The 12,038-nt window shown below is 26.7% G+C and carries 13 protein-coding genes and 1 riboswitch; of the genes, 10 read left to right on the forward strand and 3 right to left on the reverse strand.

Features of this window, described 5'->3' with window-relative positions:
- The first annotated feature begins 27 nt into the window (after positions 1–27).
- The 5 genes from pepF to KGF50_RS10660 all read left to right on the forward strand — a co-directional run bounded on the left by pepF (position 28) and on the right by KGF50_RS10660 (position 7,318).
- Complete coding sequence (gene pepF / locus KGF50_RS10640) at positions 28–1,812, forward strand: oligoendopeptidase F (RefSeq protein WP_227848018.1); 1,785 nt, start codon at positions 28–30, stop codon at positions 1,810–1,812.
- Between the two features lie 255 nt (positions 1,813–2,067).
- Entirely contained in the window at positions 2,068–2,901 is an 834-nt protein-coding gene (locus KGF50_RS10645) for a phosphate ABC transporter substrate-binding protein (RefSeq protein WP_227848019.1), read from the forward strand.
- A 255-nt stretch (positions 2,902–3,156) separates the two neighbouring features.
- Positions 3,157–3,240, forward strand: a riboswitch (cyclic di-GMP riboswitch).
- Between the two features lie 576 nt (positions 3,241–3,816).
- Entirely contained in the window at positions 3,817–4,494 is a 678-nt protein-coding gene (locus KGF50_RS10650; RefSeq protein WP_227848020.1) for a response regulator transcription factor, read from the forward strand.
- Between the two features lie 78 nt (positions 4,495–4,572).
- Entirely contained in the window at positions 4,573–6,588 is a 2,016-nt protein-coding gene (locus KGF50_RS10655; protein ID WP_227848021.1) for a sensor histidine kinase, read from the forward strand.
- Positions 6,589–6,637: 49 nt separating this feature from the next.
- Complete coding sequence (locus KGF50_RS10660) at positions 6,638–7,318, forward strand: response regulator transcription factor (protein WP_227848022.1); 681 nt, start codon at positions 6,638–6,640, stop codon at positions 7,316–7,318.
- 150 nt (positions 7,319–7,468) lie between these two features.
- On the opposite strand, the gene KGF50_RS10665 is transcribed toward KGF50_RS10660, so the two are convergent.
- Both KGF50_RS10665 and KGF50_RS10670 read right to left on the reverse strand, forming a co-directional pair.
- On the reverse strand, positions 7,469–8,587 hold the full coding sequence (locus KGF50_RS10665) for a site-specific integrase (RefSeq protein ID WP_227848023.1): 1,119 nt from the start codon (positions 8,585–8,587) through the stop codon (positions 7,469–7,471).
- Between the two features lie 61 nt (positions 8,588–8,648).
- Complete coding sequence (locus KGF50_RS10670) at positions 8,649–9,050, reverse strand: type II toxin-antitoxin system HicB family antitoxin (RefSeq protein WP_227848024.1); 402 nt, start codon at positions 9,048–9,050, stop codon at positions 8,649–8,651.
- A gap of 476 nt (positions 9,051–9,526) precedes the next feature.
- Here KGF50_RS10670 and KGF50_RS10675 point away from each other — a divergent pair, with 476 nt between their 5' ends.
- Positions 9,527–9,667 (forward strand): hypothetical protein, encoded by a 141-nt coding sequence (locus KGF50_RS10675; RefSeq protein WP_227848030.1) that lies wholly within the window; start codon positions 9,527–9,529, stop codon positions 9,665–9,667.
- A 14-nt stretch (positions 9,668–9,681) separates the two neighbouring features.
- Here the strand turns inward: KGF50_RS10675 and KGF50_RS10680 are convergent, their stop codons facing one another.
- Entirely contained in the window at positions 9,682–10,047 is a 366-nt protein-coding gene (locus tag KGF50_RS10680; RefSeq protein ID WP_227848025.1) for a helix-turn-helix domain-containing protein, read from the reverse strand.
- A 184-nt stretch (positions 10,048–10,231) separates the two neighbouring features.
- On the opposite strand from KGF50_RS10680, the gene KGF50_RS10685 reads away from it, so the two are divergent.
- The 4 genes from KGF50_RS10685 (at position 10,232) to KGF50_RS10700 (ending at position 11,956) form a co-directional block, all read left to right on the forward strand.
- On the forward strand, positions 10,232–10,435 hold the full coding sequence (locus KGF50_RS10685; RefSeq protein WP_227848026.1) for a helix-turn-helix domain-containing protein: 204 nt from the start codon (positions 10,232–10,234) through the stop codon (positions 10,433–10,435).
- 68 nt (positions 10,436–10,503) lie between these two features.
- Complete coding sequence (locus tag KGF50_RS10690; protein ID WP_227848027.1) at positions 10,504–11,271, forward strand: phage antirepressor KilAC domain-containing protein; 768 nt, start codon at positions 10,504–10,506, stop codon at positions 11,269–11,271.
- 65 nt (positions 11,272–11,336) lie between these two features.
- Positions 11,337–11,666, forward strand: coding sequence for a helix-turn-helix domain-containing protein (locus KGF50_RS10695; RefSeq protein ID WP_227848028.1), 330 nt, complete (start codon positions 11,337–11,339; stop codon positions 11,664–11,666).
- A gap of 101 nt (positions 11,667–11,767) precedes the next feature.
- Entirely contained in the window at positions 11,768–11,956 is a 189-nt protein-coding gene (locus KGF50_RS10700; RefSeq protein WP_227848029.1) for a hypothetical protein, read from the forward strand.
- Positions 11,957–12,038: the final 82 nt, after the last annotated feature.

Below are 12,038 nucleotides of genomic sequence, written 5' to 3' on the forward strand. Positions count from 1 at the left end.
AAATGAATTAAAATAGAGGTGTATAATATGGGAACTGATAGAAGTACAATAGAAGAAAAATACAAATGGAAAATAGATAAGATGTACTCTACAAAAGAAGATATTGAAAAAGACATAAGTAAAGTAAAAAATCTTATTCAAGAAGTAAAAGAATACAAAGGTAAACTTTCTGAGAGTAAAGAAAATTTATACGAAGTATTAAGTATCTCTGAAAATGCATCTAGAATTATCCAAAATCTATATGTATATACTCATATGAAACAACATGAAGATACTAGAATCAATGAAAATCAAGGAAGAGCCACTAAGACAGAAATGCTATCAACTGATTTAGGAGTGGCTACTTCTTATGTAGTTCCAGAAATACTGTCTATAGAAGAAGACAGATTAAATGAATATTTAAAGGATGAGAAGTTATCATTTTATACAAAATATATAAAAGATATATTGAGAGATAAGCCTCACACTTTGAGTGAAAGAGAAGAAGAAATACTTGCAGCTACATCTGAATTATCAACAGTTCCAGAAAATGTATATGATATGTTAGCATATGCAGATATGGAATTTCCTGAGATAGAAGATGAAAAAGGTAATAAGGTTAAACTTTCTCATTCAAACTATTCTTTATTTATAAAAAGTAAAAATGGAAGAGTTAGAAAAGAAGCCTTTGAAGGAGAATTTTCTACTTATGGAAAATACAAAAACACATTTGCTTCAACACTTTATGGTGGAATAAAGTCAGAGATATTTTATGCAAAAACTAGAAAATATAATTCAGCAATAGAAGCGTCTCTATTTTCAGATGATGTAAGCTTAGATGTTTATAATAACCTTATATCAGCAATAGATGAAAGTCTTCCTATTTTAAATAAGTATGTTGAACTTAAAAAGAAGTTCTTGGGATTAAATGAAATACACATGTATGACTTATATGTTCCTCTAACTGATAAATTTGATATGGATATACCTTATGAAAAAGCACAGAGTATTATATTAGAAGCACTTAAGCCTTTAGGAGAAGAGTATTTAAAAGTTATAAAAAATGCATTTGAAGAAGGATGGATTGATGTATATGATAATGAAGGTAAAAAAGGAGGAGCTTACTCTTGGGGAAGCTATGATTCACATCCTTATATACTAATGAGCTATAAAAATGACCTTAATTCTTTATTTACATTAATTCATGAATTAGGTCATTCTGTCCATAGCCATTATTCAAGAACAAGTCAGCCATTTTTATATTCAGATTATAAAATATTTGTTGCAGAAGTTGCATCTACATTAAATGAATTACTTCTTATAAATTATTTATTAGAAAATTCTAAGTCTAAAGATGAAACTATATATCTATTAAATTACTATTTAGAACAATTTAGGACTACAGTTCATAGACAAACTATGTTTGCTGAATTCGAAAAAATTGTACATGAAAGAGTAGAAAGTGGAGAGCCACTTACTGCTGATGAATTTACTGACATATACTATAAATTAAATGAGAAGTATTATGGAAAATCTGCAATAGTAGATAAGCAAATAGGGATAGAGTGGGCAAGAATTCCACATTTTTATTCAAATTTCTATGTGTATAAGTATGCTACAGGATTTTCTGCTGCAAGTGCGTTAAGTCAACAGATACTTTCAAAAGGTAGCACTGCTGTAGACAGATATATAAACTTCTTAAAGAGTGGAGGGTCAGAGTATCCTTTGGAACAACTGAAATCTGCTGGTGTAGATATGACGAAAAAACAATCGATAGAAGAAGCTTTAAATGTGTTTGACAGTTTAGTTAATAAACTAGAAAAAGAATTATAAAATATGATAAATTAATAGCTTAGATAAAAAATATGAGAATATTATATGATGTATTATACTGGTGTTGATTGAAAAATACTTAAAAAAATTAATCTAATTTTAAATATACTATATAAAATTAAATCTTTACATGCATTTAACAATATTTACATTTACTTAACCTCGCTCTAATATTCACTTAACAAAAAATATGTATTATTAAAATATAGCAAATATGAAAACAAAAAAATTAAAATATAAGCGGGGGTAAGTAAAATGTTCAAAAAGAAAATAGGAGTTCTTTTAGCTAGTACAATGTTGGTTGGAGTCTTAGCAGTAGGGTGTGGTTCAGACTCTGGAGGTTCAGGAGATTCAAATAAAGTTTCTGTTTCAGGTTCAACTTCAATAGGGCCTCTTATGGAAACTATCGGAGAGAAGTTTCAGGAAAAAAATCAAGGTGTTAGTGTAGAAGTACAACAAATTGGTTCTTCTGGAGGTATAAAAAATGCAATAGAGGGAACATCTGAAATAGGTATGAGTTCAAGAGATTTAAAAGATGAAGAAAAAAGTGCTGGATTAAAGGAAACTAAGATAGCAATAGATGGTATAGCATTAATAACTAATAAAGACAACCCAGTAAAAAATCTTACAATGGACCAAATAAAAGGTATATACACAGGGAAGATAACTAACTGGAAAGAAGTTAACGGAAATGATGCACCAATAGTAATAGTATCAAGAGAAGAAGGTTCAGGAACTAGAGATGGATTCCAAGAAATTGTAGGATTCAAGTCAGAAGAACTAACTAAAGATGCACAAATAAGTGATGGTTCAGGAAATATAAAAACTACAGTTGAAGGAAATAAAAATGCTATAGGATATATATCATTTGGATATGTTGATGAGAAAGTAAATAGTTTAAAAGTAAATGATGTTGATGCAACTGATGCTAATGTAATAGCTAATAAATATCCAATATCAAGACCATTTATATTAGTTAATAAAGAAGATAACTTATCAGAAAAAGGTAAAGCTTTGATAGATTATATATTGAGTGATGAAGGACAAGCACTTGTTTCAGAAAAAGGATTCATTAAAGTTAATAAATAAGATAAAGTTAATCAATAAGATAAAAATTTAACACAAAATAAATATATGATACCCTGCAAAGTCAGCTTATAAAAATGCTACTATAACTTGCAGGGTATTGTCTATTATTAATGATAGAAATATAAACATTTTTAAATAAAAAAAATATATTGTTAGAACATTATATTTAAAAAATATGTAAATATTGACAAGATAATATTACGATGTTAGAATAGAAAGGAAATTTATCAGAACAATTTAAACAAGTTTAATTAAAATATTTTAGAAACTGAGAAGTATATCTTATTATTGGGCATCTAGAGGTATATGGAGTTAGTGGTGCAACCGGCTATGAATATAATTTTATATTGCATAGCCTTTTTTTGTTTTAAATTTAACATAGTTGATATAAAATTTGAAAATGATAAGCATTAATAACTTTGTTTATATGTATAAATGGCTATATTTAGCCAAAGTAGCCCTTTGTTGGAAAAGGGATATTTTTAAAAAAGTATAACGTAATTATAATGAAAAAATAAAAACTTTATAATTAATTGAAATACATAATATAATTTTTTTATAACAATATATTTACCAAAATAATACAATTTATTTTATATTATAACCATATAAATCGCATAAATCAATACTCAAGCTGGCTAATGGACAAGTTTCTATAAATATCGTATATTGATGATATATAATGACTTTAAGTTCCATTTTCCAACAATCGGAGACTTTGATTAGTATTTAATAATGAAAGCTTAATATTTAAGACAATGTTCAAGAATTATTCAAAAATACTTAAGTTTTATAGTCTAGTTTGTAAAGATATTATAAAATAATAATATTAGTTAGATAAAAGGTAAAACATTATAATTTGTAATACTTATAACTTTAGATTATGATTAAAATATTTTTGAATGGAGTGGTGTAATGTATAACTTATTGGTTGTGGATGATGATGTTGATATTTTAAACATAAATCAAATTTATTTTTCTAACATAGGTTTTAATGTATACACAGCAGAGACTGCCAAAAGTGCAATGAAGATAGTAGAAAATATAGTTTTAGACTGTATAATACTAGATATTGCATTACCAGATTTAGATGGATATAAAATATGTAATGCTATAAAAGAAAAGGTTAACATACCTATAATATTTTTATCTAATTATGAACATGAAGATGAAAGAGTTCAAGGTTTTTTATCTGGAGGAGACGATTATATAACAAAACCATATAGCTTAAAAGAACTTGAACTTAGAATCTATGCTCGGATGAGGCAATATAAAAACATTACATCAGTTCCTAATGTGTTAAAGTTTTCATCTCTAGTAATAAATGTAAATTCAAGAAAAGTAACTTTTGATGAAAAGAGTATTGACTTAACCACCATGGAGTTTGAAATATTATTATTTTTAGCTGAAAATAAAGAACAAGTATTTTCAAAAATAGAGATATATAATCAAGTTTGGAAAATGCCTGATGTTGGAGATCAACATACTGTACAAGTTCATATTGCACAGATGAGGAAAAAAATTAATTCTTTAAGCAGAGAGCATCAATATATTCAAACCGTATGGGGAAAAGGATATAAGTTTGTGCCATAAGCAAGATAATGTAAGCAATAAATAATTCTTGTTTTATCATTTAATATTACTACAAAAGAAAGAGATGTGGTTAATGCAATGAAAAAGTCTAATGTACTAAAAGGAACTCTCATTGTATTGATAGTCTCTCTGTTGGCAATAACAGGATTAAATTTTCTGTATAGATATGATAATAAATATACATATAAGTCTATTAGAGCAAGTGATGGAATTTTAACTATAGATGAGGACACTTTTTCTAAAAATAAACTTGTTTTTCTAATAGATGATTGGGAATTTTATAACCATAAGATATTTAAGCCAAAAGATTTTATAGAGAAACATGTAAAACCAGAATACATTTTTATAGGACAATATCCAGATTTTTCTATGAGAAAAGAAAAACAATCTCCCTATGGAAATGCAACTTATCGCATGAGGATAAAAAATGAAGGTAAAGACAAAGTACTAAGCCTAGAACTTCCAGAAATTTTTTGTTCAAGTGAAGTTTGGATAAATGGTGAGATGGTCTCTAAGTTAGGAGATATAGGTACAGAAAGATATAGGCCTAAAATTAAAAATATAGTAGTAAGCTTTGTTGCAAAGAAAGATACAGAAATTATAATCAATGTTTCCAATTTCTCACATTATTATAGTGGTTTATATTATCCACCTGCGTTAGGAAAAACAAAAGATGTAAGTAATATGATATTTTATAGATTACTTTTTTATAGTATCATTTGTTTTACAACTATTGCAATAGCTATATTTTCTCTATCTGTTTGGGCACTTTCAAAACAAAGCAAGCTATATTTATACTTTGGATGTATGTGTATTTTTTTTGCTATACATGTATCATATCCTTTTATACATTTAATGGGGCTTCCTTTAGTAAACTTTACATATGCAGTTGAAGATTCGTCATACTTTATAGCAGTTTTATGTATTATTTGTATAAATGGAAACATATCCAAAATTGAGAGAAATAAAGTATATAGATTTTTAATTTTACCATTAGGAATTACTATGTGTATCATATCCATTGTGATACCAGTTATTCTTCTTCCATATGATATATACTTTGTTAATATCTATGGAAAATTAATAGACATATATAAATATATTGTATTTATTTATATATTGATGTCTTCAATAGTTTCAATTTATAAAAAAACATACTCTGAGCAATTAAGCTCCTATATTTTAGTTTCAGCAAACATAGTGTTTGGTGTCAGTATATTATTTGATGTAGTGACTAGTAATAGGTTTGAACCTATATTTACAGGATGGCAAACAGAATACTGTGGGTTTTTAATAGTTATTTTATTTTCTATTATGATGATAAATAGAAATAGAATAATAATAAAAGAAAATGAAAAACTTACACAAAATCTTGAGCATGAAGTTGAAGTAAGAACTAATGAACTTACAACACTATTAAATGAACGTAAAAAATTCTTGGCAGACGTAGCACATGATTTAAAGGCACCTGTTTCAGCTATACAGGCATTTATAGATTTAATAAAGGTTGGGAATATTCATGTAGATGAAGAGACAAGAACCTATCTTTATGCCATAAACCAAAAATCAAATGAAGTGCAAAATAGAGTACGTAGTTTACAAGAATTTACATCACAAGATAAAAACATTGGTCTTAGTGAAAAAATATGCCTAAATGACTTTATTAAAGAGGTATATGAAAATAATTTACCAGATACACAAGCATGTGGTGTAAATTTTGAAGTTTATATATTAGATAAAAAAATATATGTAAAAGTAAATAAAGAAAGATTGGCTAGAGCATTTGAAAATTTAATTTATAATGCTTTAAGCTTTACTCCATTTGATGGGAAAATAATTTTGTCAGTGAATAAAGAAGATGGATTTGCAATTATTAAAATTTCTGATAATGGCAAAGGGATACCAGCAGAAAATATACCAAAGATATTTGACCGATTCTTTACAGAAAGGGACAATAATACTTCAAAAGGTCAAGGCTTGGGATTATATATTGTTAAATCCATTATAAGAGAACATGAAGGAGAGATTTTTGTAGATTCAGAGTTAGGAAAAGGAACTGTTTTTACAATAAAATTAAGTTTATGTTCTTTATAATAAATGATTATTTAATATAAAAGAATAATGATATTTAGGAGTGATTATAATGCAAACTAAGATATTAATAATAGACGGAGACAAGAATAATTGCCAGGAATTAAAAAATTTCTTGGAGCAAAAAGGACTAAATGTAGATTTGGCGTATAACTGTGAAGAAGCTATTGGAAAAATATTTAGCAATAGATACGATTTGATATTTTTAGAAATAATCTTAACTGATGGTGATGGATGGACTTTATGTAAAAAAATTAGAAATGTAACTACGTGTCCAATTGTTTATATGACTTATATAAATGAAGACCAAAGTATTTTAAATGCTTTAAATTCTGGCGGTGATGATTATTTAATCAAACCTTTAAATTTAGAAATACTATATGCAAAGGTAAAAGCAATTTTAAGAAGAGTAAATTCATACATAAATAACAATGAAAATAATACAAAATTAGAAGAATACAATAGAACAAGTGGCGTAATAAAATTAGAAGATAAAATAATAAAATTAACTCCAACAGAAAACAAGTTGTTGAACTATTTTATAGAGAATCCTGAAAAGACCTTAACTACGAAGGAGATATATGAACATGTATGGTTAAATGAGTATCTAGAGGATAACTATAGTGTAGTAGTTGCAGTGAACGGACTGAGAAAGAAAATAGAGAAAGATTATAAAAATCCTCAAAAAATCATAACAATAAGAGGGGCAGGGTATTATTTTAATAAGGAATAATAAATACGTATAAATAAACATAAATAAGTGTTAAAACGTGCAGTTTTAGCGATATTTAAAATAAGTTATTATAAAATAACTGACTGACATTTAACTGACAAAACCTATTTTTTTAGGTTTAACTGACATTTAACTGACAGTCAGTTTTAATTATTTAAACAGAAGTTTACTTAGATTGTCAGAAGCTTCTTTGTCCATTTCTTCAAGCACATGAGAATATCTATTCATAGTTATTTTTATATCTGTATGACCTAATCTTTCTGAAACAACTTTCATGTTAGTGCCTCCTAACAAAAGCAAACTTGCGTTTGTATGTCTTAAATCATGTACTCTAATATTTCTTAAATTATTTCTTTTGATAAAGTTGTGAAAAGTTTTACTTAATGCAGTTGGTATCCAAGGATTAAAATTTGTATTTAGACATACTAAGTTATTTTCATTTATAAGTGTACCTTGCAATTTCATTTTGTTTTGTTTTAATTTTTCTATTTTTAGTTTTTCAACTAACTCTTTTGGAACTGATAAAGTTCTTTTTGATTTTGTAGTTTTTGGTTCTTTAAAAGTTATTTTACTATTTGCATATATGAGAATTTGATTAATATTTATTATACTATTATCTAAATCAACATCAGACCATCTAAGACCAGCTACCTCTCCAATTCTTAAACCTAACAGCAACATTAAGAGAATGGGTATCTCTATCAAACTATCTTTCAACTTCTCTATTAACAATAGTGTTTCTTCTCTATTATATATTTCAATTTCATATGTAACATTTTGGGCTGGCAATTTTACAAAAACACAAGGATTTTCAGATATTTCTTTTAGTCTATAAGCTTCTTTTAAAACAGAAGATAGAAAATTATATCTAACTTTTGCAGTTGATGATGCAGAACCGTCAAAATTTTTATCTATAAAGATTTGAAGAAGGCTAGGGTTTACATCTATCAATATTGTATCTTTAAAAAAAGGCTCTATATAATTTTTAACCCACGATTTTCTATTTACAGTTGTATAAGGAGACCATTTTTTTCCATTTGACATTATGTATTTATAACACCTTTCTACAAGAGTTGTCTTGCTTGGAGCAATAAACTTATTATTGTTTATAGTAGATTTTATTTCAATTAAATGTTTTTCAGCATCTTTTTTCTTTTCATAGCTTCCATAACTTTTCTGTTTTATTTTGCCACTTGTTCCTTCTACGTACTCCACATATACATAGAATTTTTCATTTCTTTTTCTTATAAAAGCTGATTTGATGTTCATGTGTACACTCCCTTTATAAGCAAATTTATATAAAAGAGCAGTTATGCTGCTCTAATTATATCTAATGAATATTAAGATGATTTTTCAAAGCTTCTTGAAGTATTTGAGAAAAATTAACTTTGTGTTTCTCAGCTTCTCTATTAAGCCACTGAGGAATAGTAAGAGTCTTTTTAACAGAGTAATTTTCTATAGCTTTACGGTGAATAGGCATATATATTTCTATTAAAGTAGGTATTTGATTTTTCTCTAAATTTAATTTATCTATAGTAGTTGCATTTGGGATTATGTCGTTATCTTCTTCCATATCATATAGATGTAGTCCAAGAGCTTCCTTTGCCATTTTTAAAGCTTCTTCTGTGGTATCTCCACATGTAAGACAACTAGGGAAATCGGGAAATTCTACAGAAATACCATCACTATCATAGCTTAGTATAGCTGGATATACATATATATCTTTTTTCATTTTATCAACTCCTTACAATTATATTATAAAACGTACTTATATACGTGTAAATAAAAAGTATAAATTAAGTTATAGATTTAAATGCTAAATTAATAAAAACAATACTCTATAATAATATTTTTAATCGACATATGTTTTCGGGATGAATATAAAATAATAATATATTATAAAAAAGATTATATAAATGAAAAAATACAAAAAAATATAATTAAAAAGACGATTAATAATATATGAAATTGGAAAAAATATCCAACTGTCTACAAAATCCGAGTTTTTTATTACAATTACGAGTTTTTTATTGCATGATTGGAATAAAAGTATTATCATGTAAGTAAGATAATTATCAAAGACAATTCTGAATAATCTAAAAATATTTCTAGAAATGAAAGGGTACAATTACATAAGTTTAATTGAAAATTGTTGGGAATTTTTAACTAAAAATAAGAACATAAGTTCTGTGTTGGGGGATGGTGTATGTGGTAGAGTTAGAAAAAAAGATAATAGAAAATGGCAAAACTTTAGATGGAATAAAGAACATAAGTGAAAATAAATTTGAGAAATATATGGAGTTGGTGAAAGAATTGCATAATAAAGAAAATAAAAAAGAAAGAGAGTAGTTTTCTCTTCTTTCTTATTTTTTCTCATTAAGTTCTTCTTCAAGAAATACTTTTGCTATTTTAAACATTTTTTCTTGACTAGAAGGACTTAATTCACTAATTAGTTTTAAAGCTTCTTTTATATCATCAGAAAAATTCAACTTCTCAATTAATTCTAACTCAACAGAATGCTCTGCGTTTCTTATATTTGTTCTACCTAGCAAATAATCAACAGATACATTAAATACATCTGCCAGTTTTGATAAAATTTCTTTGTCAGGAAATCTTTCTTCTGATTCATAATATCCAATAATTCGTCCTGAAATATTTAGTTTTTCGCCTAGTTCCTTTTGAGTGTAGTTTAATTCTTTTCTAAGTAATTTTAATCTTTTTCCGAACATATCATTCAACCTCCGATAAAAACAAACAAATTGTTCTATTTAGATTTAATATATCACAATTTTATTATCAACAGAAGAACTAAATAAAAAAAAGAACAAATAAAACAAAAACTGTTGACATAGAACAGTTAGTTCGATATAATGAGAATATAAAAAAGAACAGTTAGTTCGGAAAGGAGGTAACATGTTTAAGAGCAATTTAAAGTACTATAGAGAGCAAAACAAATTGACACAAAAAGAACTAGCTTTACAAGTAAAAGTTAGCAAAGAGTACATATCTCAAATAGAAAGAGGTATAAAAAATCCAGGCTTTTTTACAGCACAAAAGATAGCAAAAATTTTAGGAATTACAATAGATGAACTTTTTTTTAGAAATAAAACGAACTAACTGTTCTTTTTGAGAAGTTTAGCACTTTGAAAACTAAATATAAAATTTTTAAAAGGAGGCAGATAAACATGAATAATTTACAAACAATCAAAGAACAAGAATTATTAGGTAAAGATTTTAAAGTTTATGGAACTTTAGAAAATCCACTATTTTTAGCTAGAGATGTCGCTGAATGGATAGATTACAGCAAGACAAGCGAAGGATACTATAATACTTCTAAAATGCTAATGAGTATAGATGAAGATGAAAAAGTGACTATTACAAATAGTAATAGTGGTGGAAATAAATTATTTTTAACAGAAGATGGCTTGTATGAGGTCTTGATGCAAAGTAGAAAACCAATTGCTAAACAATTTAAAAAAGAAGTTAAAAAGATACTAAAAGAAATTCGTAAGACTGGAGGATATATACATACAACAAATGATATGTCAGACGAAGAAATAATGGCAAGAGCATTACAAGTAGCTCAAAGGAAAATAGAAAGTAAAAATAGAGAACTTGAAGAAAAAAATAGATTTATTAATCAAATAGCATCTTCGAAAAATAGTTTACTTGTAAGAGAAGTAGCTAAGGTGATTTCAAAAAGTAATGGAATAATAATTGGAGAAAAAAGGTTATATGAAAAATTAAGAGTATGGGGTTTAGTATTTAAAAATTCAACTGAACCAAAGCAATTTGCAGTAGATAAAGGATATTTAGAAACTATAGAAGGTACTAGAGAGACATCAACTGGTGTATTTACTTATAGAACAACAAGGGTTACAGGAAAAGGTCAGGAGTACATTTTAAAAAGATTATTAAAAGAAGAGGAAGAACAAATATCAATGTTAAGTTAAATAAAACTGGCACCTTGAAAACTAAATACAGAATATTCAATTAATATATAAAAGGAGGTTTGAGAATGAGTGTAGCATTACAGTTCATAGATACAGAAGATTTAGTAAAAGAGTTAATGGGACGAGATGATACAGTAGATTTCATTAAGATGTTTTTAGATAGAAAAGGAATTAAAAGAATGGAGTTAATGACTATAGGAGAATTTTGTGAGTACTTGAAAATATCTGATGTAACAGCTAGAAACATGGCAAGAGAAGCTATGGTAACAAAGGATTTTATTGCTTTAAAAATAAGAAGAAAGTACATGATTGATAGAATAACGTTTGAAGAATTTATTATGAAAAATGCAATGAAGGATAAGGATGTAATGAAAAAGAGAAAGGGGGTGATTTAGTTGAGTGTAAGAGTGCTGATAGCTTATATACAGTTCTGTAAGGATAAACAGATAAAAGCAGATTTTGAAGGTCTTAAAAAATACAACGAGAGGATAACATCATGAAAGTAATATATAAAAACAAAGTTTATAAAGTAGAACAGGACAAAGAGCTATATAAAATTACATACTACGATGAGCAGAAAAGTAACAAGAAGTTTAATAAAGATAAGAAAGTAAAAAGAAGTGCAGTAACAAGAGATATAGAGTTAGTTAACACATATTTACCAGTTAAATTAAAAATACAATAAGGGGGTAGTGATATGAAAATACTTGAAGTAAAATTTCCTACAGAAGCGCTTAAAGTAGGCAAAGCAATAAGAGTAACATGTG

This window comes from Clostridioides sp. ZZV15-6598, assembly GCF_020657705.1.
Classification (GTDB): domain Bacteria; phylum Bacillota; class Clostridia; order Peptostreptococcales; family Peptostreptococcaceae; genus Clostridioides; species Clostridioides difficile_F.

Coding starts and splice junctions, on each gene's coding strand:
- pepF (WP_227848018.1), top strand. CDS start 28: ATGGGAACTGATAGAAGTACAATAGAAGAAAAATACAAATGGAAAATA.
- KGF50_RS10645 (WP_227848019.1), top strand. CDS start 2,068: ATGTTCAAAAAGAAAATAGGAGTTCTTTTAGCTAGTACAATGTTGGTT.
- KGF50_RS10650 (WP_227848020.1), top strand. CDS start 3,817: ATGTATAACTTATTGGTTGTGGATGATGATGTTGATATTTTAAACATA.
- KGF50_RS10655 (WP_227848021.1), top strand. CDS start 4,573: ATGAAAAAGTCTAATGTACTAAAAGGAACTCTCATTGTATTGATAGTC.
- KGF50_RS10660 (WP_227848022.1), top strand. CDS start 6,638: ATGCAAACTAAGATATTAATAATAGACGGAGACAAGAATAATTGCCAG.
- KGF50_RS10665 (WP_227848023.1), bottom strand. CDS start 8,587: ATGAACATCAAATCAGCTTTTATAAGAAAAAGAAATGAAAAATTCTAT.
- KGF50_RS10670 (WP_227848024.1), bottom strand. CDS start 9,050: ATGAAAAAAGATATATATGTATATCCAGCTATACTAAGCTATGATAGT.
- KGF50_RS10680 (WP_227848025.1), bottom strand. CDS start 10,047: ATGTTCGGAAAAAGATTAAAATTACTTAGAAAAGAATTAAACTACACT.
- KGF50_RS10685 (WP_227848026.1), top strand. CDS start 10,232: ATGTTTAAGAGCAATTTAAAGTACTATAGAGAGCAAAACAAATTGACA.
- KGF50_RS10690 (WP_227848027.1), top strand. CDS start 10,504: ATGAATAATTTACAAACAATCAAAGAACAAGAATTATTAGGTAAAGAT.
- KGF50_RS10695 (WP_227848028.1), top strand. CDS start 11,337: ATGAGTGTAGCATTACAGTTCATAGATACAGAAGATTTAGTAAAAGAG.
- KGF50_RS10700 (WP_227848029.1), top strand. CDS start 11,768: ATGAAAGTAATATATAAAAACAAAGTTTATAAAGTAGAACAGGACAAA.